The organism is Pirellulales bacterium (assembly GCA_036490175.1).
In the GTDB taxonomy this organism is placed as follows: Bacteria; Planctomycetota; Planctomycetia; order Pirellulales; family JACPPG01; genus JACPPG01.
The window spans coordinates 1-24,702 of the sequence record DASXEJ010000021.1 but is presented as its reverse complement, the minus strand read 5'-3'; the positions used below and the strand labels follow the sequence as shown (position 1 = coordinate 24,702).

The window sequence follows — 24,702 nt, the reverse complement described above, 5'->3', positions numbered from 1 at the left end:
CGAGTGCTGGACAAGACGTCCGTTTATCGTCGTTTAGGCGGCCGTTGCGGGCGCGTTATGAGTGTTTCGCTCTGCGCTCAGCACTCAATCGATCACCGCTTACTGGCGGCTGGCATCGGCTGGCAGGCGATTGTACTTGCCGGCCAGCTGATCGCGTGACAGACGAACGGCGGCTTCCAGCGGAGCGTCGCTGCCGTCGTCCACCAGGCCGGCGTGGTCGTTGGCATCGACGACGGGCTTGGCAACTTGCTGCACTTCCACATCCGGACGCACGCCGATTCCGCTGTAAGAATGATCCAGCGGTGAATAGAACTTGGCCGTGGTCAGCCGCAGCCCGGAGTTGCCCTGGTTCAAGGGGAAGATTCCTTGCACGGACCACTTACCGTAACTGGTGCTGCCGACGATGAGACCACGGCGGTGATCCCGAATAGCACCGGCCACGATTTCGCTGGCACTGGCGCTGTCACCGTCGATCATCACGATCAGCGGCATCCGCCACGTGCCATCGGCATGAGCCGTGTACTTGTAGTCTTCTTGCGGGCCGCGACCGCGAGTGGAGACGATGATGCCTCCCTCGACGAACTTGTCGACGACTTCGACGCTTACCGCTAGCAGGCCACCGGGATTGTTGCGCAGGTCCAGGATCAGGCTCTTCATGCCGAGCTTGTGCAGGCGCCACAGTTCGGCGTCCAGCTCGCGAACAGTCGTCTTCTGGAACTGGTGCATCTTCAGGTAGGCGACACCGGCGCTCTCGTCGACGATGCGGCCGCCGTCGACACTAGGAGCTTCGATCTGCTCGCGGCGAATGCGCAACTTGCGAGAGGTCGCGTCCGTGGCCTGCAAAGTGACCTCGACAAAAGTCCCCTCTTTGCCCTGCAACAGGTTCGCTGCCTGGTCGGTGGACAGCTCCGAAGTCGACTGGCCGTCAACAGCCACGATGCGATCGCCGGCACGAATGCCCGCCTTTTCGGCTGGGCTGCCGGTGATCACTTTGAGGATCAGCAGAGCACGATCACTGGCCTTGAGCTCGACACCGAGACCAACAAAGTTGCCTTCGATCTGCGAATAGACTTCGTTAAGCTGGTCGGCTGTGAGAAACGTCGAGTAGGCATCCAGGCCGCTGGTCGCACCGCAGGTGTATTCCAGAATCGTGACGGTGTTGCTCAACCCAAGACGTTCGCGTCCTAGGCGGGCAATATATACGACGGCATCACGAGCCTGATGACGATTCGTAATCTGCCAGCTGGCCACGCGCTCGTCGACCTCGCGGCGGAAGCGGTCGATCTGGGCCTGCGGCAAGCGCGGGAGTGAGTTCTCTACGAACACTGGATCGGCCAGCGCCACCTGGAAGGCACGCGTGCTATGGTCGATCAGTTGTTTCCAGTTCGGGGCTTCGACGTAGTGCGACTGGATCTTCAACAGCACTTCGCCGTACAAATCCAGCGCGTCACGCTCGGGCATGGTCTTGATGGCCCGCTTGTAGCTGGGGTCGTTGTAGCGACGTCCCAACTCGTAGTGCATGCGGGACAGCTCGAGCCGTTGCTCGAGCGCCGGATCGTGGGGAAATTTGCGCAGCTGCTCTTCGTAAAACGTCAGAGCCTCGCCCCAGCGTCGTTCCCCTTCGAGAGTCTGTCCGCGTTCGAGTTCTGGCGCGGGACTGCCGCCGGCCGGAACGTTGGCGGCGGGAGGGGTGACGATCGAAATCTGAGCCACCGCTAGCGACGGCGCAGACAACGCCGAGACCAGCGAGAGCAAGAGGGCGCAAAGCGCAAACGGAACCCTACGGTGCATGTTCAGGTCCTGGGTTGTAGCCGCTCAGCGAGACGGGCCGGATGTCGGTCGCAGGGCTTCGGAGGCGGGCGTACACGGGCGCGGGAAATAACCAAGCTGCCGGTTGTAGGGACACGGGGCATTCGTCAGGCCCCGCGGCCAAATTCAATATAGGTCACGATACGAAGACGGTCAAAAAACTTTTGCGCAGGGCTTGCAGCGCGCTCGCTACAGGCTGCAGATTCGCACCGCCGCCGGTCCTTTCGCATCAGAAAATGCCAACGTGCCCAAGGACGCAGCTGCGACGATTGCAGGCGGGAACGCGCAAGTCCCGAGAGCGCACAGCGTAGGGCGTGCTGTCGCAAAAGTGGCGTAGACAGCATGCCCGTCATAAACCGCACGTGAACAGGAATCTGGCCGAGCAGGACTTGCCCCTCGCCGACGCCCGAGTACGCGCGGCCGTAAAGCGGCTGGCGCAATCACACGCCCGTACAAGGTTCCTGATATTGATAGGCTATGGGACGCCTAAACGATTAGCCACCGAGATCACAGAGAAGTAAGGAACCGACGATCAGAGCCACCCCGCAACTTCGAACTCTAGGGGACCATCAATCGGCATCTTCTCTCTGCCGAAGTTCTCTGTGCCCTCGGAGGCTATATCTCTATGAGCCCTGGAACCCGACGGCGGTGACAGACCGTTGCTATCGCGCTCCGGCAGGTAGCTTCACGACGCGGCCCAGGCGGACCGATTCCGTTTCGCGTTGACAAAGCATCAGGGCATCGAGTGCCAGTGTGCCCGATAGCAGCTCCGACGGTTTGTTGGCTTTGACCGCGCTTACGACCTCGCCTAACTCAGCGGCGAAAGCGTCGACCGGTTTGAGCGCCGGATGCTCGACGCGGCCCTTTGCCGTGAGCAGCGTCAGAGGTGTCGCCGTGGTGGCAACCCCGGCAAATACCGCCGAGTCGAACAGGATCGTGGCCCGTTCGAGATAGATCTCGAAAGCATGCGTGAAGCTGCGGCCTTGCTGCGCGATGACGCCGCTGGTGGCCGAGACGGCCAGTTGCCGGTCGCCAAAGAGGAATTGCGTGTCGATGAATTCCACGACCTCGCCGCGCATCCGGCCCGTGCTGAATACGGCCGATGGCATACCGCACACCAGACGAATGAAATGCGCGTCATGAATGTGCAGGTCGACGACGGGGCCGCCGACCCGGGCAGCGTCATAAAAATCCGGAATCCAGAGCGGATCCGCAATTACGCGTTTGAAGTTTCCTCCGAGCAGCTTGCCGTACTTGCCGCCCGTTATGGCGGCGCGGGCAAACGCATACTCGGGCATGAAGGGCAATACGTGGCCGATCAACAATTGCTTGCCCGCCTTGGCGGCGGCGCGAACCATGCGCGTGGCGTCGGCCGTCGTCAGGGCAATCGGCTTCTCGCAAAACACATGCTTGCCGGCGGCAAAGGCGGCCAGCGCCACTTCGGTGTGCAGCGCCGGCGGCAAACAGATATCCACTACGTCGATCGTCGGATCATCGAGCATCGCACGCCAATCCGCATTGCCGTGTACTCCACGCAAATCCATCTGCGTGCCGGGTGGGCCAAAGTTCCCTTGGATGCCCCGCCAATCGCCGGCCAGCTTCTTCTTATCCCGCGTCGCAATGGCAACGACCTTACAGCCGCGCACCTGCTGGTAGGCGAGATAATGAATCATGCCCATAAATCCGATGCCGACGATACCAACGTTGATCATGCGTGGTGTCTCTTTCAGTGATGCCGTGGACTAGCGTGCTTTGAAACTGTCGCGAACAAGGCGGTTTGCGGCGTGTCATGCGTCACAATGGCCCGGTCGTGCTACACGCGATAGATTGTTGTAATGAACGAAACAACAGATGTCACCCGTCAGGCCCCGCACGGTCACGAGGTGGCAATCCTGCTCATCGCCGCCACGGGGACGTGCAAAGGCGCGCCTTTATTGAGAGGGGCGTCGGTGCCTACAAATCCCTAGAAAGCGGCGACGGCTCAGGCTGGGACCCAGTCAACGACGAGCCAGAATTCGGACGCGTTTTGGCGGACGCATGTTCAGCAGCCGGCGTTTCGGCAGTAGAATTGACTGCAAGAGAACCCGCCACGATGCCCTATATCCGCCCATGAGTATTGCTCCGCGGGGACTACAACCGGCGTATGAATTTCGGGGGTGCGTATGAACGTTCCATCAAATCTTCACGGCGTCATTCGTGGCAGGATTATCGAACTGGCGAATGATCCTGGGCTGGGCGACGGCCAAGAGGTTGAAGTCACGTTACGTGCGGCGGGTCGATCGGCGTGCAGCCCCGAGGGCTTGTTACGCTCTGCCGGTGCCTTGGCCAACTTGTGGCGACCCGAAGACGACGAGATCCTCGACCAAATTCAGGCGGCTCGCGCACGATCAATCGATCGCGAGATTCCTGGGTGAGCTTTCTCCTCGATACCAACATCTGCTCGGCCTACCTCAAACGTCGGACTGGACTAACCCACCGTTTTGTCCAGCACAGCGGACATCTGTATCTACCGACGATCGTGCTCGGCGAGCTCTATACCTGGGCCTTTCGGCGCGCGAAACCTGAAGAGCTTTTGGCGGTTCTGCAGCACGATCTACTTGCCGATCTTACAGTGATCGATTTCGACCGCCATTGCGCGCGGCAATTCGGTCAGCTACAAAGCCTGATGCTGACGAAGGGAACGGTCGTCAACTCCGTCGACCTAATGATCGCAGCCGTCGCTGTGGTTCACGATCTCACCGTGGTAACGCACAACACCCGACACTTTGAACCCGTTCCTGGTCTTCGTGTCGTCGATTGGTTGCAGGAATAAAAGGCGACCGTTTTCGCGCGGTCGCCACGCCCAAGCCGCGCTTCTCTCCCCTGGCGTGGCCGCCAACGCTCGCACTGCATCAACCTTTGGTCAATGTCTGAAAGCGCTCGGCCGCCTCGGCCCAGGCGTCTCCCTCGCGCGGTTCGTAGTTAACAACCGGAAAACTCTCGCGGATGATCTCGCGTGCTTCGGCGATCGATCCTACGGCGCCGCTGGCGATGGCTTGCACCATCACGTTGCCGATGGCCGTAGCTTCGACGGGTCCGGCTACGACGTGTCGCTGGCAGGCGTCGGCCGTGGCCTGACAGAGCTGTTGGTTTTGCGTGCCACCTCCCACCACGTGAATCGTTTTCACGGGGCCGCCGGTCAACTCTTCCAGCCGTCCCAGGACTTGCCGATAGCGCAGCGCCAGGCTTTCGATCGCGGTGCGGATCACCGCTCCTTCGTCATGCGGCACGGGCTGGCCCTTGCGCTGGCACAATGTGCGAATCGTGGCGGGCATGTCGCTGGGGGCCATCAAGGCGCCATCGTCGGGATCAACCAGCGACGCCAACGGCGGCGCGGCGGCGGCCATTCGATTCAGATCGTCCCAACTAAACGTTTTGCCGGCGCGCTGCCAAACGCGACGGCATTCTTGCACCAGCCATAGCCCAATGATGTTTTTTAGCAGCCGCGTGCGCCCCCCCACGCCCCCTTCGTTGGTGAAGGTAAGTTCGAGACATTTGTCCGTCACCACGGGGGCGGGCAGCTCGGCGCCCATTAATGACCACGTGCCCGAGCTGATGTAGCACCAATCGGGCCGTTCGCTTACTTCTCCGCGGGCCGGCACCGCCATCACGGCGCTGGCCGTGTCGTGCGTCCCCGGCAGGACGACGGACACACCAGTGAGTCCGGTTTCGGCGGCAACCTGACGCGTGAGCGGGCCCAAGTTCGTGCCCGGCTGAACGATCTCGCCCAGAAAATGCGACGGAATCCCCAGTTGCCCGAGCAAGCCGGTGGCCCAGCGGCCTTTGGTCGGATTAAAGAACTGGGTGGTGCTGGCATCGGTGTATTCGTTTGCCTTGACGCCGGTCATCAGCCAATGAAACAGGTCGGGCATCATCAAAAACGACTCGGCCATTTCCAATAGGGGCGAGTTCTGTTCGCTGAGTGCGAGCAGTTGATAGAGAGTATTGATATTGAGGAACTGGGCGCCGGTCTTGGAAAAGATCTCGGCGCGGGGAACTCGCTCGAGGGCCCGCTCCATCATCCCCTCGCATCGTGGATCGCGATACGAATGTGGATTTTCGAGCAGCACGTCGCCGCGCCCCAAGAAGGCGAAGTCGATCCCCCAAGTATCAACGCCGACGCTTTTCACTCGCCCCGGAAACCGTGCCGCGGCGGCGCGGAGGCCGACGACGATCTGGCTCCAAAGCCCGAGCAAATCCCAGTACAGACCTCCGGCGGCGGGGATGCCGCCATTGTCGAAGCGGTGCACCTCTTCCAGCCGCAAGCGCCGGCCATCCAACAAGCCCGCCAGCACGCGCCCCCCCGAGGCTCCCAGATCGACTGCTAAATAGACTTCTTCTGTTGGCATGGCACTGTGTCCCTGCGATGCAATCAAGGTGGCGCAGGCCACCGGTCCGGTTTGGAAAGGCGATCCCTGGTCGGGATGCGTCCGCGGCAAGCCGCCACGGCGGCCAAGCAGCGATCGTGACGGGTTGCGAAAGGCTAGTCAAGCAACGGAAGGCCAAGGACTTGCGGTTCCCGGCGGCGTCCGGCGGGTGGCCCCAATGACCGCTACAACCGGCGCATATCGGCTGAAGTTCCGCGGACGAAGCCGACGATGATCAAGACAGGACCGCATAGTTGACTTAGTTAGGCAACATTCATATGATTGAAATCTTAACTAACCCCTCCCCTGGCTGGGGTTTGCCGGAGCATGCACCCGTGATTAGCCCTGCGGACATGAAAACTTTGGATACGACCGCAGCAAACACGGGCTTGGCGAACGGGAAATCCCTGCGGGCAGTGCCTGAAACCCCGGCCGCTATCGCGAATCCGACGCTCCCGTCGGAGGAGATGCTGGACCAGTTGCGCGAGCATAGTGAGGCCCTGGAAGGGGCCAGCCCGCGCGAGATCATCGCCTGGGCCGTGCAGCATTATTTTCCGAAGCTAACGATGGCCACGGCCTTCGGTCCCGAGGGCTGCGTCATTATTCACTATCTGGCCGAGGTCGAGCCACGGACGCCGGTGTTCAACCTGGAGACGGGCTACCAGTTTCCCGAGACTCTCGCCTTGCGTGAGCGGATTTTGACCCGCTATGGAATCGCGGTCGAGTACAAGAGCGCCCCGACAACCGTCGCCGAGTATGAAGCCCAGCATGATGGGCCGGTCTATACGAATCATCCTGACAAATGCTGCTTTGACCGTAAGGTAACCGTTCTCCGCCAGGCAGCGATCGGTATGCGGGCCTGGATGAGCGGCATTCGTCGCGACCAGAGTGCCGATCGGGCGCGAGCGCCGATCGTGGGTTGGGACAAGAAGTTTGGCTTGGTCAAAATCAGCCCGTTGGCCAACTGGACCAAGAAGGATGTCTGGAAGCTGATTGCCAGCCAGGACATTCCTTACAATTCGCTGCACGATCAAGGCTACACCAGCATCGGTTGCTGGCCTTGCACCAGAGCGGTGATGTTTGGCGAGGACGAACGCGCGGGCCGCTGGAGCGGAACGGCCAAAGTCGAGTGCGGACTGCATACCGCCGACTGACAACTTCCACGACGAAATACCACGCCTGTGAAAGTCTCCGCCAAGACCGAATACGCTTGCATTGCGATGCTCGAACTCTCGGCGAGTTACCCAATCGGCGAGCCGGTGCGTATACGCAAAATCGCCGAAGAGCACGGCATTCCCTCACGGTTCCTCGTGCAAATTCTGCTGCAGTTGAAGGGGGCAGGTTTAGTGGTGAGCACGCGCGGCGCCGCCGGCGGCTATCAGTTGGCCAAGACGCCCGAGGAGATCACGCTGGCCGAGGTGATGAACGTCACTGAAGGTCCCGACGAGCAAGTGACCACGAGCGCCGCCCCCGGCTCGGTCGTGGCCAAGGTTTTGGAATCCGCCTGGCGCGAAGTCGCCGCAGTGCAGAAGAAGATGCTCGAAAAGATCACCTTCGACGAATTGGTCGATCGTGCCCGCCACCAGGCGGAAAACATGTACTACATCTGACAAGCGCGCGGTCGTCGGTAGGTAGTAGCTAGCGGGCCACCGGCATCGGCTCTCGGGAAGCTGCTTCCCAGCGCCACCTCCGAACCGATCCTTCTGTCACGTCCGCGCTGCAGGCAACCCATCGGGTGCCATGCCCACGCCACGTGGGCATGCCTTTCGACAAACACTAATGGCCGCGCCATGCGCCGCCAATCTGGGGCGCGTGACTGGGTCGGATTAGAAGCCGATCCGCAGGGATTCAGCACATCCGCGAAGCGCGGGTGCCCGTGTCACCCGAGGTCATTATTTTCCAACGCAGACTGGACCGGCAGCCCGTTTTCAAGCCGGTTCGCGGCGCCGCCTTATCGCCACGGTGATGCGTATTCGCTACGGGCGATCGCTACAACGGGCCCGATCGGCGTCAGCAGCAGTGGGCGTTTTTGCATTCCGCTCGATGGCCCGCCGCGGCTGCTCGTTCAGTTGCCGTGCCAAGCAGGTGACCTACCCTTGGCGCGTGGAGCACGAGAACCATCCCTCACCTCGGTCCACGTTGTGGAACGTTCTGGTTTTCACCGATCTACTGGTCAATTGGAGTCGCGTTATGAACTGTTCGCAAATGTGTTCCAAGGCGCGTGCGGGGCGGATTATCTTGGGTTTGATCGTGAGCGGCTGTTTGGTCGTGGCCGTGATGTGGTTCTTGCAGGCTTCGAGCCCGAAGACCGCTATGGCTTTCATTCCGGTCCCCAAGGATATGGGTACCACCGGTGCCGTACCCAGCGACAAGCCGAGAATCACTTCGGCCGAGATTCTGGGCCGTTTCCCGACCGACAAGCACGAAGAGTTTATGCGTCGCGCGATTGCCAACTCGCGCAAGGCGGGCGTTGAATACAAGGTCGGCGGTGCCTTTGGCGCGGTGATCGTCAACAGGAACGGCGACGTTTTGTCCGACGGCATGAACCACGTCGTTGCGCAGAACGACCCGACCTGGCACGGCGAGATGGACGCGATTCGTCAGGCGTGCGCCCTGCTGAAGACGCCCAAGCTGGACGGCTGCATCCTGTACACCTCGTCCGAACCGTGTCCGATGTGCCTGGCGACCGCCTACTGGGCCGGTCTGGACGGCATTGTCTACGGTGCAACGGTGGGTGACTCGAAGAAGTACGGCAACTTCGACGACGCCTTTATCTACGAGCAGTTCGCCAAGCCGGTTGAAGACCGTGCGATTTCGGAGCAGACCATCCTGCGTCCGGAAGCCGTCGAAGTCTGGAAGGAATACGCCGTCCGTCAGGACAAGGTCGACTACTAGTCGATCGTCGAGGCGCAGGCAGGCGTAGTCCGTCTACGCACGAAGAAAAAGGCCATGCCGGCCAAGCGCGAAAGCGTTTGCCGGCATGGCCACTTTATTGAAACCACTCTACCCGATGCGCACCGGGATCCTAGAACAGCATCACGGCCTGGATCGTCAGCGGAAATGCCGCCGGTGTTCCCGGCACGCGCGCCGGGTCGGGGATGTATGTAAGGTTCGGTTGCAGGAATAGCCCATCGCGCACCTGGATCTGGTAATACCAGGTGTAGATCCACTCGTGATCACCGAGCGGTTGTGGGCCGGGGCCATAACCCGTGAAGTAGGCTTTGCCGGCATTGGGGTCGTTGGTCATGCGGCCCCAACCCATCGCGAAGCCCGCCGAATCGTTGTCGCGGCCCGGCAGCAATCCGTAATACGTCACGCCTCCGCCGACGTAGCGTTGCGTAAAGGTGATGTCGTTATTGGTAGAGCCGAATTGGTAGAAGGCTCCCAGCCCATTATGGCTCACGCCGGGCTCCTCCCAATAAAGCCGCTGCGAGCCGAACAGGTACACGCCCTGCGCGCCGTTCTCGATCGTGTTGCTAAAGGTGACAAGCGGTCCGGTTTGCCCCCAATAGCCAATGCCGAATTTGCCCGGCTTCTTGTCCTGGCCAATGATCCAGTGCGTCCCCACTTCGCCGATGTGAAAATAATGCCCGGTGAATTGCGGTCCCTTATCGCCCGTGTTGCTGCCGGTGGCCCCATTGCCGTCGTAGAAGCCGTATTGCAAATACACGTTTTCCGTGGGAAGCAATGAGATCACGATACCCGTGGCGGAATTGTAGTAGCCCGGTATCACGCCCAGCATGGTCGGGTTGACGTACAGCGGCGTCATGATCGCGCCCGAGCTGGCCGGTATGTTCGACGTGGCTTCGGCCATCCGCACGGGGCGCGTGACGTTGCCAAAGTCGTAGGTCGGCACCGATTTGCCGACGCGCACGACCATCTTCTCGTCGAACAGCACTTGCCGGTACCACAGCTGATAAAGCTCCACACGATTGACCGGCGGTTTGCTGTCGAGAGAATTGAAGCCCAGCACCGTGCCCGCTAATGCGTTGGGCGAGCCTTGGCTTTGCTCGACGCCGTTGACGGTGGGACCAGCGCCATAGCCGTTGTAGAAGAGGAACTCCGAGCCAAACATCGCGCCGTCCGCGCAGCCGGCTTCGTCCGCATCGAACGAAACGTCGGCCAGCGTCAAGTTCTGACCGGCCCACAATCCAGGGCCCAATCCTCCCGAGAGGATGCCGTTGGCATCGTTGATCGTGGCTCCGCCCAGGCGCCAGCCGTTGCGGTTTACCCCCAGGATTTTTCCCAGGTTGCCGTTGCCCGTGATGATGTTCACGGCCGCCGGGTTACCGCTGATCGACGTTAGCGCCGTGGCCGATGAGCCCGATGCCGGGGCACCCGTCACCGGTGCGCCGACAAAGTTCGCGCCGTTGCCGGGTTGCAGATTGATGTCGCCGTTCTGCGCCGCCTGATCGGACGACTGCGCAACGACCCGTTCGACGCTGTTGATATGGAAAACGACCAGCGTGCACAGCAAGACAGGTCCGACGCACCGTTGCACGAAGGAACCCATCCGCCACCCAGGTTAAAGGCTACCTGCCGACTATTAAATTGACGCACAAGTCCTCCACATAAATAGTCTTCGACCTGAGGCCGCCCGTTGGTACCGCCAGAAAAAATGGGGAAATCGAATTCCCCGTCAAGTCGTGCGACTGGGCAAGATATGACGGCCCTCAGGTCGCTTTTTCTATCACCTGCTGCCTCTGGTAGGTCGTCGAGATCGAGTTACGAGCACTGCAGCGGCTCGCGAGTCGATCCTGGACTGGATTGTCGCTGGTGCGGTGCCTGGCCTAGGCGTCGCCTTTAGACTGCGCCGCCCAGGCGGCTCGCCAGACGTCCGAGGGAACGTGTGCGGCTCATCAAGGGTTCGTCGCCGAAAGTTGCCAAGAGAAAATTTGCCGCCGCGAGCGACAGTCGCGCGGTGATTGTGCGCGTTGCACGGCGAACGAATCATGCCTGCTGTTATGCTACGCACAGAGACCGGAACAAGTCTTCGCTCGGGGCATGCGTCGCAAGGGTTTGCAACGCACGTGCAGCGATTTTGCGTGAATTCTGCTGGCTGGGCGAAAATTGTTGGCGCGGGATCACTAGCCGCGGCGCGTTGGGCGTGGCGTCGATGTCGCGTACTTCAGTGGTGTTGGTGTCGTTGGATCCTGACACGCGTGTGTTTTTTCTAGCCAGGATGAATGGGCAGTATTCTGTCTTTTTTACTAGCTTTTCGTAGGACGAGTCCCTAAGCTATTGTCAAGACGGATCGAGGAGTACCGAGCGGAAAGGATTCACGCCGATGTGCGCAGCGACTTCAGCTTTCGCGGGCGCGCGGCCCAAGGGCCGCCGAACGGACTCGGAAAAGGCATCCAAAGTAGGCCAGAAAAGGCCGCTTTTGCCTGCAATTCTGCCCTCGACCGCAGTGGGCCGAGTGGACCTGTCCAATGCACGCGCTGCCGCGGTTACCACAGCGCCCCCCACGTCGAATCGTCGCGAATCTTTTCGCGCGACCAGCTTGCGGACGCGCGACAACGCGCGGCCCCGGGATGCGGCAGGCAAAATTTTTGTAGGCTGCGCCGGTGATCATCCGGTGGTGCACCACCTGCTGACCGAGGTCTTTCAAGGGCCAACGCGCGACGCATTCTACGGCTCGCTGGATGATCCGTTCTACGAACCGCGCGATCGCCTGCTCGTCAAACGGGGAGACCAAACCGTCTCGCACCTGTTGTTGACCAAGCGCGTCATGCACTTCGCCGGGCTCAGCTTTCCTACGGACGTGCTGTCGTGGATGGGGACATTGCCCGAGTTTCGTCAGCTGGGATGCGCTTCGCTATTGGCGCGGGCTGCCGACGAAACCATGCGCCGCGATGGCGTCGTGCTGGGCATCTTGAAGACCAAGGTGCCGCACTTCTTTCGCCGTTTTGGCTGGGCGCTCTGCGGACGGCACAGCCAGGCGCAGGCCGGCAGCCGCGATCTGCTGGCGCAATTGTCGGCGCGCGGATTTGTGCCGGGCGAGGCCTCGGTTGGCATTCGGCCGTGGCGCCAAGTCGAGCTGCCCGCCCTGATGCGGCTGTATGGCGAGATGACGGCCGGCCGCGCCGGGCACTTCGAGCGGACCGAGGCCTATTGGCGATGGCTGGTCAGTCGCAAGGGATTCGAGCGTATCTATGTCGCCGTCGATGGGCCGGACAACTTTGAATTGCAGGACGACCCGAACAAGCTCGTCGGCTATCTCATCACGGGCGAAGATCGCGTGTTGGAACTGGCCACCGCCAGTACGCATCGACACGTGGCCCGCGAGCTGTTGGCCCGCGCGTGCAGCGAAGCGATCGAACGTGACTACCACATGGTCACCATGCACGCTCCGCCGGACGATCCGCTGCTAGAGATTTTTTGCCGGGCGGGCGGCACGCTGCAAACGACGGAATCCAACCAAGGCGAGGTCTTCATGGCCAAGCTCATGAATCCGCCCGGATTCCTCAAGATGCTCTGTCCCGAGTTGCACAAGCGGGCCGAAGCGGCAGGGCTGACACGGCCTTGCGAGCTGGGCATCCTGGTCGATGGCGAGAAGTACCGGCTGGTCGTCTCGCGGCGGAGCGTAAAGTTCGGTCGCCATAAGATCGGACGTAGCTACCTGTCCTGCGGCGGCGCGCATTTCACGCGCTTGCTGTTGGGACATCTCGATATCGACGAAGCGCTGGCCGAAGGCCGACTGCGCGCCTCGACACAGTTGGCCGCCGAAACGGCCCGCGCGCTGTTTCCCCGCCTGCCGGTGTGGCGCCCGCCGCTGGACGAAATGTCGACGTAGCGTGCGCTGCACGATGTTGAATCGGATCAATGATCCGCAGCGGTGCTCACTGCTTACTTATTGCAGTGCCTACGAATTCTGCGCTACCTACTTATTTCTTTAGCAGCGTTTGAGCCTCTGCCAAGACATGCTCGGCGGTGATGCCGAACTCTTTGAATAGCAGGCCGGCGGGGGCACTGGCGCCGTAGCCGGTCATGCCGACGAATCGGCCGCGCAGGCCTATATACCGCTCCCATCCTTGTTGCACTCCGGACTCGACCGCCACGCGGGCCGTCACGGTCGGAGGCAACACGCTGTCCCGATATTCCTGCGGCTGCTCGTCGAACAGCTCGGTGCAGGGGAGGCTGACGACACGCGACTTCACTCCGGCAGCCGTCAGCTTTTCGTGAGCTTGCACGGCCACGTGCAACTCGCTGCCCGTGGCCATCAGTATGATATCCGGCTTGCCGTCGGTTGCATCGGCCAACACGTATCCGCCCTTTGCCACGCCGGTTGCCGCCGCGTATTTGCTGCGATCGAGCGTGGGCAGGTTTTGCCGCGTCAGGCTGAGCGCCGCCGGGCGGTTCGTCAGCTTGAGCACCACGCGGTAGGTTTCCGCCACCTCGTTGGCATCGCCAGGCCGGAAGAACAACAACCGCGGAATCGCACGCAGCGCGGCGTAATGCTCGACCGGCTGGTGTGTGGGGCCATCCTCGCCGACGCCGATCGAATCGTGCGTATAAACGTGAATCACCGGCAGTTCCATGATTGCCGCCAGCCGCAGCGTGGGGCGGAGATAGTCACTGAACACCAGGAACGTCGAGACATACGGACGGATAAACGACAAGGCGATTCCATTGGCGGCCGACGCCATGCCATGCTCGCGAATACCAAAGTGCATGTTCCGCCCTGCTTCGATAGCGGAAAACACGCCGGCGCCATCGAACTCCAACATCGTCATCGTCGACGGCGCGAGATCTGCGGCGCCACCGATCAGCCAAGGGATCCGGGCGGCCAGCGCGTTGAGCGTCTTGCCTGACGAAATGCGGGTGGCCATACCCTTGGGGTCGGCCGGATACGTGGGGACGGCCTGTTCCCAGCCCTCGGGCAACGCGCGGGCTTCCATCTGCCGCCACTGGGCGGCCAGTTCGGGGTGTTTCTTTTCGTACTGTGTGAAGCTGGCCTGCCACTTGGCGAACAGTTCTTTGCCGCGTTTGCCGACATGGTCTGCGAACTGGGCGCGGACTTCGTCCGGCACCAGGAACTTGGCGTCGGCCGGCCAACCGTAGGCTCCTTTCGTCAGCCGAATCTCGTCGTCCCCGAGCGGGCTGCCGTGCGCCGAATGACTGTCTTGCTTGTGCGGCGATCCGTATCCAATGTGGCTGCGAACGATGATCAAAGTCGGCGCTTCGGTCGCGCGCTCGACCTCTTCATAAGCGGCGTTCAGAGCGTCGAGGTCGTTGGCATCGCCCACGTGGATCACGTGCCAGCCGTAACCCTCGAAGCGCCGGCCGACGTCCTCGCTGAAGGCCAGCGACGTGTTGCCTTCGATCGTGATGTGATTGTCGTCGTAGATCCAGCACAGGTTCGCCAGCTTGAGATGGCCAGCTAGCGACGCGGCCTCGCCGCTGATTCCTTCCATCATGTCGCCGTCGCTGCACAGGGCATAGATGCGGTAGTCGAACAGGTCGAAGCCCGGCCGGTTGAAGTGGCTGGCCAGCCAACGTTGGGCCACCGCCATGCCGACGCTGTTGCCAATTCCTTGCCCTAACGGTCCGGTGGTCGTTTCGACCCCCGAGGTCATGCCATGTTCGGGATGACCGGGGCAAAGGCTGTGCAACTGGCGGAATTGCTTGATTTGATCGAGCGGTACTGCCAGTTGGTCGGTCGGACGACCGTGGGCGTCCAGTCGTTTGACGCCAGCCAAGTGAAGCGTGGCATACAGCAGCATGGAAGCGTGACCGCAGGAAAGCACGAATCGATCGCGGCCCGGCCACAGTGGCTGATCGGGGTCATACCGTAGCACGTTGTTCCATAGCGAGTACGCTACGGGCGCAAGCGCCATCGGGGTGCCGGGATGTCCGGAGTTGGCCGCCTGCACGGCGTCCATTGCCAAGGTCCGGATGGTGTTGATCGAGAGCTGTTCGATGCTCGTTGTCGTGGTAGCCATAGTGACAAATCGAAAGGGCTATAGTGGTTGTCTGGCGAAGAGATGCGGCTCAGGTGTGAGGGTCGGGCAGAACGCCTGTCGGCCGACGGTGGGCGACCGCATTTCGCCTCGGAATTCGCTGAGTCTAGGGGGCGCGGCAGGGAGAGTCAATCGGCCGCCAGGTGGGCACTGTCGACCGACATTATCCATGTCTATGTGCAGTAGATGTATCGGCGCGCAAACGCCGTGCGCGGCGCGTTTCCGAAACGTTAGAATGTGAGGCATGGAGGCAGCATCTCGTCCGCGGCGCGGTTGGTTTGCGTCAACCTTACGAACGCTGTTTATTGCGCGGACGATTTTTGCGATTTGGCTTGGCTGGTGGGTACACAGCGCCCGACGGCAACAACAGGCGTCGGCCGTGATCCGGCAACTCGGCGGCTGAGTCAATTACGATTTTCAGCTCGATGATCTGCCAGCACTGCGAAAGATTTTGCCGAATTGCACGATACCCTAATAATGCGGTGCCCTAATAATAGGATGGCAATGCGGTCGCACGCGGCGATTCCTGGGGACTGCCACCATATCCAGCGCCGCCCGAGGGGGTGGACCGTGGGTATTTGGCGCAGCTAACATACATGTATTCCGCTTCTGGTAGGCAACCTGGACGTGGCGGTCCCCGGTGTGCAAATCCCAGGACGAAGTAGGTCGGTGCTGGACCGATTGTGGCAGGGTCGCCGACCAACCGAATTCCTCCGCGTGGACTGTCGAATATGACGCCCGAGTTGCACAGCCTTGTTGGCGAGTTGGAAGCGAATATTTCCAAGGTGGTCCTGGGGAAGCCACGCGTCGTCCGCCTGTGCGTCGCCGCGCTTTTGTCGGGCGAGCACGTATTGCTAGAGGACGTGCCCGGGGTTGGCAAGACCTTGGTTGGCAAGGCGCTGGCCAAGAGCATCAACGCCAAGTTCTGCCGCATTCAATTCACGCCCGACTTGTTGCCGGGCGACATCGTCGGTTCGAGTGTATTCGACTCGAAGAATAGCGAGTTCTTTTTCAGCCAGGGGCCGATCTTCGCCAACATCGTGCTGGCCGACGAGATCAATCGCACCACGCCGCGCACGCAAAGCGCGCTGCTCGAGGCCATGAGCGACGGGCAGGTATCGGTCGACGGCCACACGTACAAGCTGCCGCGTCCTTTCATGGTTATCGCCACGCAGAACCCTTTTGAGTTCGAGGGAACTTATCCCTTGCCGGAAAGTCAACTCGACCGGTTCCTGTTGCAATCCAACATCGGCTATCCCGATCGAGACGAGGAATTGCAAGTGCTGACCAGTCATCGGCAGGGGGAGCCTGTCGATCATCTGGCGCCTGTGCTCGATTGCCAGCAGGTGATCGCGCTGCAGGACGCGGTGCGGCAAGTATCCGTGGACGAGGCGATCCATAATTATCTGCTGGATTTGATCGAGGCCACGCGCGAGAGCGATGACCTGCACGTGGGAGCCAGCACCCGCGGCGCGCTGTGCCTGTACCGCGCCAGCCAAGCGCTGGCGCTGATCGAGGGGCGCGATTATGTCGTGCCCGACGATATCAAGCGGCTGGCGGTGCCGGTGCTCGCGCATCGTGTGATCACCAAAGGATATTTGCACGGCAATCAGCGCAGCGCCGTGGAAGGGATCATCCAGCGCTTCGTCGACGACTTGCCCGTTCCCCGCTGACCGCGGCGCGACCCGGAGAGCGACCCCTTGGATCGCTAGCGAATCATGCGAAGCCTCGGTCTGCCGAAGATCACGCTGGAAGGTCTGTGCTACGTCGCCACGCTGAGCTTTTTGCTGGCCGGTGCGTTGGTGCGGCAAATCAATCTGCTGCTGGTGCTGTTTGCCCTGCTGGCCAGCCTGCCACTATTGAATTGGTGGCTCGTGCGGCAGAATCTGCGGCGTCTTACTTTGCAGCGGCGGCTTCCTCGCAGCGTGGCATCTGGTGACGTGTTGATGGTGGAATTGGAGTTGGCCAATCCGCGGCGGCGTCTGGCCTCGTGGGCCGCGCGCGTCGACGATCGCATCTGCCGACAAGATGACGGGGCGACCGAAGAGCCGATCTTGGCGCAAGCGCTGTTTGCCTATGTTCCGGCGCGAGGAGCCAGGACGCAATCGTATCGGGGCCGATTGATGCGGCGCGGCCGCTATCGATTTGGACCGCTGCGGATTTCCACGCAGTTTCCGTTTGGCCTGATGCGCGGCTCGGTCACGATCGAGCAGCCACAGACAATGTTGGTCTTGCCGCGACTGGGTCGGCTGACGCGTCGTTGGCAGCGATTGCAGCAATCTTCCGATTTGGGCACCAGCAACGTGGAACGCCGCCAGGGTTTGCTGGAAGGAGACTTCTATGGTTTGCGCGACTGGCGACAGGGAGACAGCCGGCGCTGGATCCACTGGCGCACCAGTGCCCGACGGCAGGCGCCCGTCGTGCGGCAATTCGAGCAGCAGCGCAATCAGGATTTGGCTCTGGTGGTCGAGCTATGGCAACCCGACCGTCCGAGCGCATTCCATTCTGCCCAGGTCGAGTTGGCCGTGAGTTTCGCTGCCTCGATCGTGTCGGACGTTTGTCGTCGGGGAGGGCGGACGTTGTGGATCTCGGTCGCGGCGCGGACGCCACGATTCGATAGCGGGCCCGCATCGCTGGCTCTGACTCGCGAAGTGATGGAATCGTTGGCGGTGGCCGAAGCCACCAGCACGGACGCCTTGCCCAACGCTCTGTCCAAGATTTTAGACGTAGCACGGCCGGGCACGAACGCGATCGTAATCTCGACTCGCTCGGTGGATCTTAGCGATACCGAGCGCTTCGCAACGTTGTGGCGCAACACGCGGCAGCGCGCGTGGCTGGGGCGCTTGCAGGCAATCGACGTCGGCCGGTCAGATTTGGCTGATTACTTTGTACCGCTATAAAAATGAAACGTGACGCGCGGCAACGATCGCCCGTTTGGTCGGTGATGGGCGAGGCACGCCGGGGCTGACATGCCGGTTTTGACCGGACATTCGGTACCGGATAGACCGCGGCGGAGAGTGACATGCAATTGGATCGTATGCTGCAAATTGCGGTGGCTTGCCTGGTGGCATTCTCGACCGCGCTGTTGGGTATGGGCGAACAGCGAGTCGCCCTGCCGGTGGCGGCGGTCATCGTGGCCTTCGCCACCGTATATATCACCGACGCAAAGGGTTGGATCGTCCTTAACCAGAGGGCTGCCGACGCGGCCGGCGTGGGAGCCGCGCTATTGGCCCTCTTCCAGTGGCAGCAGGATGCGACCGACGCGGGGTTGCTGGCCCTGTTGAATTTTGCCGTTTATAGCCAGTTCGTGTTGCAACTTAAGCGAAAAGGAATCGGCACGTACTGGTTGCTGATTACCCTCAGCCTGATGGAAGCGGCTGTTGCCACGGCGCTCAACGAAAGCCTGATGTTCGGCTTTTTGCTGGTCGGATATGCGTTCCTGGCGATTGGCGTGCTGACGGTTTTCTATCTATATCGCGAACAAATCAGTGCGTACGGCGCGGACGCTGGCCGAGGAATAAGAGAATCTCGCGCCACGTCGCCGGCGTCACGGGACGCACACTTTGCCGGGCACGCCGTCACGCAGCAGTCTGACGAAGCGCTGAATCCGTCGCTCGCGCGACTGGTCGCCAATCTCGGCGGCGTCGCGCTCGGCATGGCTTGCCTGGTTTTTGTGGTGATCCCCAGGTCGGAACGGGGTGCCTGGCGGGAAATCGACGACGAATCGGCGCAGCGGATCGTTGGCTTCACGAACGAAGTCCATTTGGGCGAGATGGGCGCCATCAGTGAAAGCCCCGAAGAGATCATGGAGGTTTTCCTGGAGGATCCTGCGACGAATGAACCGTGCGAACTCGTCGACGAGCCGTTGTTTCGGGGAGTGGTGCTGACGACCTATGCGAATCGCAAATGGAAGCGAGAGCTTTTTCACGGTAAGGCGATAGAGAGACAGCGAATCCCGTCCGGGGTCCCCTATATCAAGCAACGGTTTGTCGTCCTACCGCTTGATACCGATGTGTTGTTTTCGATCTTTCCCAGCTTCTCGACGAGCAGACAAGACAAAATCCTCTGGACCGACGTCGGAGAGCAGCTGGAGCGCAGGGAGCGTCGGCTGGGAAACACGATTGATTACGAGTTGATCACAACCGGCATCGTGGATAAACGGCAGTCGTCGATTGTTCCAGCGCAATCCCTCCTCGAAGAGCACAGCTACGAACAAGAGCGCTTGCTCACGCTGCCAAGCCCGAGCAACGGCTATGATCCACTCGCCGGCTCCAAGGCGCTCGCCGCGCAAATCGTGCGGGCCATCCCGGCCGAGAATCATTTGGAACGGACGCGCGTCCTGGCCAACTACCTGCGCGATCCGACGAATTTCCGCTACTCACTGGGAGAAATCTCGCGCGACCCGCAGCTCGACCCTGTCGAAGATTTCCTGACTTCGAATCGGGTCGGGCATTGCGAGTACTTTGCCAGCGCGATGGCGGTTATGTTACGCGCCGTTGGCATTCCTTCGCGTCTAGCGGTCGGCTTCAAAGGAGGCGATTGGACGGGAAGGTACTATCAGGTGCGCGCCATGGACGCCCATGCCTGGGTCGAGGCCTATCTGGCGCCGGAATACCTGCCCGAGCGGCTGCCGGAATGGTTCGACCGCTCCAAGGGCGGGTGGGTCATTATCGATCCCACGGGCACCGTGTCCGCTGCGCCGGCGATGAACGCCAGCAGTTACGTCTATGAAGCGCTGCGGCAGTTCACGGCGTCCATGCGGACGGGTTGGCGAACCTACGTGCTAGGACTGAACCACTCCCGCCAGACGGAGAGGATTTATGAACCGTTTTGGGCAACTCTGAGGTCTGTAACCACGGCCCTGACACATCGCGAGTTCTGGGCGCTGCTCGGCACGAGGCTGGCCAAAGCCGTGAGTCCGGCCTATTGGGGGCTGACCAACGGTGGCTGGTTCAGTTGGCGCGGAGCGCTGGCGACGATCGTGATCATGCTGTTCTTTGTGGGCGTCTACTATGCCGGCCGATTCATCATGCGCCGAATCTGGCGTTGGACGTCCGGCGACGCCGCGGTGATTGCGGCGGACAATGCCGACGTAGAATTCTACCGTCGCCTGGAGCTGTTGTTGGCCCAGCGCGACATGCTGCGCGGCCCGAGCCAGACGCAGCGAGAATTCGCTTTGGCCGTGGGAGGGCAGCTCGCCGAGTCGGCGCAAACCAAGCGGGCAGCTCCCATCGCTCGGCAACTGGTCGAGTTGTTCTACCGCGTCCGCTTCGGTCGCCGGACCCTGGACAGCCAGGAAGCCGCCACGGTAGAACAGGCCCTGGCGGATTTGGCGGGGGTACTCGCGGCTGGCAACGGCAGCCAGCACTAGGACGGGACTTTCTGTTTGCCAAAATGGGTCGTGGTGCGTGCCACGCTTGGCCCGTCCCACCGTGTGGACCATAGAGATTTCTCCGTGGTCAAAGCGCTGCTCCCCTCGGCGAGCAACGGATCCGCACGGGCATACCAAATTGAAACAAGAAACGGACCCTGGGTTATAGGACGGTAGATGAAGATCGGTTTGATCGGGTATCAAGGGGCCGGCAAGAGCACCCTCTTCGAATGGCTTACAGGCATTGCGCCGGATGCGGCCAAAAGCCACACCGGGCAGAGTGCCATGGCTCCGGTGCCTGAGCCGCGTATCGCCGATCTTTGCAAGATCTATCAGCCCAAGAAGATCACTCAGGCTTCGCTGGAACTGGTAGACACGCCGGGCCTGAGTAGGACGCACGAGGGCAACCCCGCTCGACTCGGTTTATTGCGCGATTGCGGTTGCGTGATCATGCTGGTCGCCGCGTTCGACCGGGCGGCGTCGGCCCAGCAGGATTTGAACCGGTTCCAGGAAGACTTGCTGCTGGCCGATATGGAGATCGTTTCCGGGCGCGTCGACCGGCTGCGCGACAGCGTCAAGAAGCCGCGTCCCAATCGCGAACAAGAAATTGCCGAGCTGGCCGCGCTGGAGCAGGTGTTGGCGGCCATGGAAGCGGGCAAACCGCTGGCCGAATCGGCCATGACCGAGGATCAGCTCAAGGCGACGCGCAGCTTTCGCCTGTTGACGGAAAAACCTGCCCTGGTCGTGCTCAACATCGCCGACGACGAGGATCCCGCCGCGCGGGCCGCCGCCGTCGGGGGCGACCGGCCGTTGATCGCGGTCCGCGTGGGCCTGGAACTGGAGCTGGCCCGCATGACTCCCGAGGAACGTACCGAGTTCGAGCGCGACCTGGGGCTGACCGGTTCGGAACGCGACCAGGTGTTGCGCACGATCCTGGAAGTATCGGGCCAGATGCTCTATTTCACGGCTGGCGAGAAAGAGGTTCGCACGTGGATGATGCGCAAGGGTGGAACGGCGCTGGAAGCGGCCGACAACATCCATAGCGACCTGGCACGCGGCTTTATTCGTGCCGAAGTCATGACCGTGGGCGACCTGGTCCGTCTGGGGAGCGAGCGCGAGTTGAAGGCCAACAACCTGGTGCGTCAGGAGCCGAAGGACTACGTCGTCAAGGACGATGACATTCTGAACATTCGCTTTAGCGTGTAGCGCTGCGGAGGCGGCCAACTACATCGATGGTGAGCGATCGAACTCAACATGCCCACGGCGAGCGTGGGCATGGCACCAGGCGCGCATGGTAACCGGAACGATTTGCGACGTTTGGTTGCGGGTGTTTTGGTGCGAAGATTCGGCGGGCGTAACTCTTGCCAAGCGGCGTGACTCGGCTAGACTTGCCGCAGACCCGTCGCTGGTCGTCGGACTGCCACCCGTCTAACTTATCTTGCCCTTGCCGTCGCGCTCGCGCTACGATCGGTTGGGGATCCTAAAATGCGCTTAATTACCTTCATGCTCCGCCGGGCGGACGGCGCCAGGGCATGCAGGAGCCATTGAACCGCAGGAGCCGAATTATGAACAAGCTGGTTACGGAATTCATCGGCACGTTTTTTCTGGTCCTCACGATCGGCTGCACGGTCTTGGCCGGTGCCGACAAGGGCGTGATTCCGCCGCTGGCGATTGGCTCGGCCCTGATGGTGATGATCTTTGCCGGCGGGCACATCTCGGGCGGGCATTACAACCCGGCCGTCACGCTCGGGGCCATGCTACGCGGCCGCACGACCCTACCGGAACTGGTGGGCTACTGGATCGTGCAGATTTTGGGCGCGGCGGCAGCGGCAGCAGCGGTGAAATTCTTGCGCCCCGAAGCAGCTGCCGAACTCGCGGCCAAGACCCCCGGGGCATTGGTCGTGGGCCCGGCATTCCTGGCCGAGTTTCTGTTTACGTTCGCACTGGTGTATGTGGTGCTGAACGTGGCCACGAGCAAGGATACGGCCGGCAATTCGTTTTACGGATTGGCAATTGGATTTACAGTGCTGACCGGCGCCTTTGCTGTGGGAGATATTTCGGGCGGGGCGTTCAATCCAGCGGTGGCCGTGGGGGTGACGATCCTGAACCTGGCGGCCTGGTCGAACATCTGGCTGTATCTGGCGGCCGACCTGGCCGGAGGCGTTGTGGCGGCGATCGCCTTCCGCATTTTGAATCCCAACGATCCTTGATGCACCGCGTGCACTACGCACGAGATTATCGTACACGGGGATTCTTGATCCTCTAGCAAACGAAAAAAGAGCTGCCGGCAGGCGGCTCTTTTTATGCGAGTCTCGTAACAGGATACCGTTTGCACACGCGCGTACGGAGTGGTTAGATGGAACTGAAGCGATCGATTGACCGGCACTGACTCGGTAGTGTGCATTGCACATCCCACGGTAATATGGTTCGCAATCAGAACAAAAAAACGCGTACCAACTGTCCGTTGACCAGGGACAAGAACTTGCGCGCGGCGGCCGACAAAATGACCGCATCCATCAAGGAAGGGCTGCCTGCCGGGTTGTCACGACCGGCCCTGCGGGCGCTGGCGTCGGCCGGCTACACAACCCTCGAGCAACTTGCCCAAGTGCGCGAAGCGGACCTCGCCAAGCTGCACGGCCTGGGCCCCAAGGGGATTGACTTGATCCGAACCGCGTTAAGGGGACGCGGCAAGTCGTCGCGGGCGTAAACGCGTTCTGCGATTACTGCACGGTAGATTCCGATCCCGTGGCTGAGCAGATAGAGTGGGGCGATGCCAGAATCGTTACCTGCCGGCCACCGCTGGTTTCAGTTCCGCCTTCGCACGATCCTCCTGGTGATGTTGATCATTGGGCTCGCCGTGGCGCATTTCCGCGCCACGCGCTTGGCTCTGGAACTCGAAAGTCGCAACCGCGAATTGGAGAGTATCAATTCCAAGCTGCGGGCCGAGGCAGGTTATTTAGAGATCGACGATCCAAGCAAAGCCGTCGTGCTACGACTCCAGAATCTGGAAGAGAACACCTGGCAATGGAAAGTGTGGCTGCCATCGGGCCGATGGATGCTGGGTTGCATGACCGAAGGGATTCCGCGCCAGGGCGTGCCCGACGCAGGATCTTGCGGTCCGCTGGATGGTGGCCGCGAAGTGCCGGCGAATGTCACGTTACGTAAGGATTCGGATGGAAAATGGAACTTTCGCTTTGGCGTCGACGGGACGGCAATTGGCAATGCCGTGAACGAGTCGAATTGGTTGATCAAGAAGGTGGACGGAGCTTCGCTCTATAGGCCATGCACCACTGAAATTGCGGGCGATAAAACCCAGGCCGTGTTGGAGCCAAGCCAGCCGGTAGTGCTGATGCGATTGCAAGCCCATGAAGTCATCGCTACGCCCAACGGCGGGTGGGAGGGGCGAGAAAACGTCGACAACAGCGACGGAATCATGGTTTGGCTGAACCGGGCTAAATAGCGAACGACATGCAAAGGGGCAACGTGCGTTTTCGATCACCACTGCAGCCGGCAATCATTAGGGCATAAAGTCAAATCTCAACCGCGATCAAACTGGGGGTGAATTATGGACGGCCGCGATCTGTTTGGAGCCATAATCCGCGTGATGGGTTTCGCCGTCATTCTGTATCCAATCGGCACCTCTGGCACCATCGCCGCATCGATGTCAACGCTAGGTCCCTCCCGGCTGGTCATATCAATCTTGGCCGCCATGCTGGCGCAGGTGCTGGTCGGAGGCGCGGTGCTTTATTGGGCCGAGAAGATCGTTGCGTTCACTTACCGCAACGCGCCGCCGCGACTGTGATTTTAACTTGCCGGGTGCCATGCCCACACGAAGTGTGGGCATGCAAAGTAGGTTGTGACACAGAGGCATGCCCACGCAGCGTGGGCATGGCACCGGGCAAAAAGCCCAACACTCTTGGCATCCGGGGGACTTGGCTCGACTCCACCGGTAGTGATGCGATAACCGCTCCTCGCCAGGAAAGCCCCTGGTTCGAGGGCTACGGTGCCGGCGGTCGTGGCGGCATACGGTAGTGGGTGATTAGTATGTGCAGGGCGGGGAGCGTTTCAAGGTCGTCCTTCTTGAATGCGCCGGAACGGGACTATATCCCGAAACTCTAGCCCGTTGCTGTCTTGGTCGTTGGTCGAAGAGGGA

19 protein-coding genes are annotated in these 24,702 nt (G+C 61.1%); 14 read left to right on the top strand and 5 right to left on the bottom strand.

Going from position 1 to position 24,702, the window contains the following annotated elements:
• Positions 1-99 precede the first annotated feature (99 nt).
• Positions 100-1,791, bottom strand: a complete 1,692-nt coding sequence (locus VGG64_02020; protein ID HEY1598350.1) for a S41 family peptidase — start codon at positions 1,789-1,791, stop codon at positions 100-102.
• Between the two features lie 680 nt (positions 1,792-2,471).
• The gene (locus VGG64_02015; GenBank protein ID HEY1598349.1) at positions 2,472-3,521 is read right to left on the bottom strand and encodes a Gfo/Idh/MocA family oxidoreductase; all 1,050 of its coding nucleotides are present in this window, start codon (positions 3,519-3,521) and stop codon (positions 2,472-2,474) included.
• 450 nt (positions 3,522-3,971) lie between these two features.
• On the opposite strand from VGG64_02015, the gene VGG64_02010 reads away from it, so the two are divergent.
• A complete protein-coding gene (locus VGG64_02010; GenBank protein HEY1598348.1) occupies positions 3,972-4,223 on the top strand; it encodes a hypothetical protein in 252 nt (83 codons plus the stop codon).
• Positions 4,220-4,621 carry a type II toxin-antitoxin system VapC family toxin gene (locus tag VGG64_02005; protein HEY1598347.1) on the top strand — a complete coding sequence of 134 codons (402 nt, stop codon included), beginning with the start codon at positions 4,220-4,222 and terminating at the stop codon, positions 4,619-4,621. The genes VGG64_02010 and VGG64_02005 overlap by 4 nt, the downstream gene beginning before the upstream one ends.
• Before the next feature lie 79 nt (positions 4,622-4,700).
• Here VGG64_02005 and VGG64_02000 read toward each other — a convergent pair whose 3' ends face one another.
• Positions 4,701-6,197 (bottom strand): rhamnulokinase family protein, encoded by a 1,497-nt coding sequence (locus tag VGG64_02000; GenBank protein ID HEY1598346.1) that lies wholly within the window; start codon positions 6,195-6,197, stop codon positions 4,701-4,703.
• A gap of 353 nt (positions 6,198-6,550) precedes the next feature.
• Here VGG64_02000 and VGG64_01995 point away from each other — a divergent pair, with 353 nt between their 5' ends.
• The 3 genes from VGG64_01995 (at position 6,551) to VGG64_01985 (ending at position 9,110) form a co-directional block, all read left to right on the top strand.
• Positions 6,551-7,369 carry a phosphoadenylyl-sulfate reductase gene (locus tag VGG64_01995; GenBank protein HEY1598345.1) on the top strand — a complete coding sequence of 273 codons (819 nt, stop codon included), beginning with the start codon at positions 6,551-6,553 and terminating at the stop codon, positions 7,367-7,369.
• A 27-nt stretch (positions 7,370-7,396) separates the two neighbouring features.
• Positions 7,397-7,825 (top strand): Rrf2 family transcriptional regulator, encoded by a 429-nt coding sequence (locus VGG64_01990; protein ID HEY1598344.1) that lies wholly within the window; start codon positions 7,397-7,399, stop codon positions 7,823-7,825.
• 580 nt (positions 7,826-8,405) lie between these two features.
• A complete protein-coding gene (locus tag VGG64_01985; GenBank protein ID HEY1598343.1) occupies positions 8,406-9,110 on the top strand; it encodes a nucleoside deaminase in 705 nt (234 codons plus the stop codon).
• A 130-nt stretch (positions 9,111-9,240) separates the two neighbouring features.
• On the opposite strand, the gene VGG64_01980 is transcribed toward VGG64_01985, so the two are convergent.
• A complete protein-coding gene (locus VGG64_01980; GenBank protein ID HEY1598342.1) occupies positions 9,241-10,716 on the bottom strand; it encodes a carbohydrate porin in 1,476 nt (491 codons plus the stop codon).
• Between the two features lie 1,077 nt (positions 10,717-11,793).
• On the opposite strand from VGG64_01980, the gene VGG64_01975 reads away from it, so the two are divergent.
• Positions 11,794-13,011, top strand: a complete 1,218-nt coding sequence (locus VGG64_01975) for a GNAT family N-acetyltransferase (protein HEY1598341.1) — start codon at positions 11,794-11,796, stop codon at positions 13,009-13,011.
• Between the two features lie 91 nt (positions 13,012-13,102).
• Here VGG64_01975 and tkt read toward each other — a convergent pair whose 3' ends face one another.
• Positions 13,103-15,160 (bottom strand): transketolase, encoded by a 2,058-nt coding sequence (gene tkt, locus VGG64_01970; protein ID HEY1598340.1) that lies wholly within the window; start codon positions 15,158-15,160, stop codon positions 13,103-13,105.
• Between the two features lie 749 nt (positions 15,161-15,909).
• Between tkt and VGG64_01965 the strand changes: the two genes are divergently transcribed.
• The 8 genes from VGG64_01965 (at position 15,910) to VGG64_01930 (ending at position 24,351) form a co-directional block, all read left to right on the top strand.
• Entirely contained in the window at positions 15,910-16,851 is a 942-nt protein-coding gene (locus tag VGG64_01965; GenBank protein ID HEY1598339.1) for a MoxR family ATPase, read from the top strand.
• A 45-nt stretch (positions 16,852-16,896) separates the two neighbouring features.
• Positions 16,897-18,078: a DUF58 domain-containing protein gene (locus VGG64_01960; GenBank protein ID HEY1598338.1), complete on the top strand. Its 1,182-nt coding sequence runs from the start codon at positions 16,897-16,899 to the stop codon at positions 18,076-18,078.
• Positions 18,079-18,200: 122 nt separating this feature from the next.
• Positions 18,201-20,549, top strand: a complete 2,349-nt coding sequence (locus VGG64_01955) for a transglutaminaseTgpA domain-containing protein (GenBank protein HEY1598337.1) — start codon at positions 18,201-18,203, stop codon at positions 20,547-20,549.
• Between the two features lie 177 nt (positions 20,550-20,726).
• Positions 20,727-21,755 (top strand): DUF933 domain-containing protein, encoded by a 1,029-nt coding sequence (locus VGG64_01950; protein HEY1598336.1) that lies wholly within the window; start codon positions 20,727-20,729, stop codon positions 21,753-21,755.
• Between the two features lie 359 nt (positions 21,756-22,114).
• The gene (locus tag VGG64_01945) at positions 22,115-22,759 is read left to right on the top strand and encodes an aquaporin (GenBank protein HEY1598335.1); all 645 of its coding nucleotides are present in this window, start codon (positions 22,115-22,117) and stop codon (positions 22,757-22,759) included.
• Positions 22,760-23,052: 293 nt separating this feature from the next.
• Entirely contained in the window at positions 23,053-23,256 is a 204-nt protein-coding gene (locus VGG64_01940; protein ID HEY1598334.1) for a helix-hairpin-helix domain-containing protein, read from the top strand.
• A gap of 63 nt (positions 23,257-23,319) precedes the next feature.
• Positions 23,320-24,009, top strand: coding sequence for a hypothetical protein (locus VGG64_01935; protein HEY1598333.1), 690 nt, complete (start codon positions 23,320-23,322; stop codon positions 24,007-24,009).
• Between the two features lie 105 nt (positions 24,010-24,114).
• Complete coding sequence (locus tag VGG64_01930; GenBank protein HEY1598332.1) at positions 24,115-24,351, top strand: hypothetical protein; 237 nt, start codon at positions 24,115-24,117, stop codon at positions 24,349-24,351.
• Positions 24,352-24,702 lie beyond the last annotated feature (351 nt).

Bases quoted from the DNA above. Each gene is read 5' to 3' on its own strand.
- VGG64_02020 (HEY1598350.1), bottom strand. From the start codon at position 1,791: ATGCACCGTAGGGTTCCGTTTGCGCTTTGCGCCCTCTTGCTCTCGCTG.
- VGG64_02015 (HEY1598349.1), bottom strand. From the start codon at position 3,521: ATGATCAACGTTGGTATCGTCGGCATCGGATTTATGGGCATGATTCAT.
- VGG64_02010 (HEY1598348.1), top strand. From the start codon at position 3,972: ATGAACGTTCCATCAAATCTTCACGGCGTCATTCGTGGCAGGATTATC.
- VGG64_02000 (HEY1598346.1), bottom strand. From the start codon at position 6,197: ATGCCAACAGAAGAAGTCTATTTAGCAGTCGATCTGGGAGCCTCGGGG.
- VGG64_01985 (HEY1598343.1), top strand. From the start codon at position 8,406: ATGAACTGTTCGCAAATGTGTTCCAAGGCGCGTGCGGGGCGGATTATC.
- tkt (HEY1598340.1), bottom strand. From the start codon at position 15,160: ATGGCTACCACGACAACGAGCATCGAACAGCTCTCGATCAACACCATC.
- VGG64_01965 (HEY1598339.1), top strand. From the start codon at position 15,910: ATGACGCCCGAGTTGCACAGCCTTGTTGGCGAGTTGGAAGCGAATATT.
- VGG64_01960 (HEY1598338.1), top strand. From the start codon at position 16,897: ATGCGAAGCCTCGGTCTGCCGAAGATCACGCTGGAAGGTCTGTGCTAC.
- VGG64_01955 (HEY1598337.1), top strand. From the start codon at position 18,201: ATGCAATTGGATCGTATGCTGCAAATTGCGGTGGCTTGCCTGGTGGCA.
- VGG64_01950 (HEY1598336.1), top strand. From the start codon at position 20,727: ATGAAGATCGGTTTGATCGGGTATCAAGGGGCCGGCAAGAGCACCCTC.
- VGG64_01945 (HEY1598335.1), top strand. From the start codon at position 22,115: ATGAACAAGCTGGTTACGGAATTCATCGGCACGTTTTTTCTGGTCCTC.
- VGG64_01940 (HEY1598334.1), top strand. From the start codon at position 23,053: ATGACCGCATCCATCAAGGAAGGGCTGCCTGCCGGGTTGTCACGACCG.
- VGG64_01935 (HEY1598333.1), top strand. From the start codon at position 23,320: ATGCCAGAATCGTTACCTGCCGGCCACCGCTGGTTTCAGTTCCGCCTT.
- VGG64_01930 (HEY1598332.1), top strand. From the start codon at position 24,115: ATGGACGGCCGCGATCTGTTTGGAGCCATAATCCGCGTGATGGGTTTC.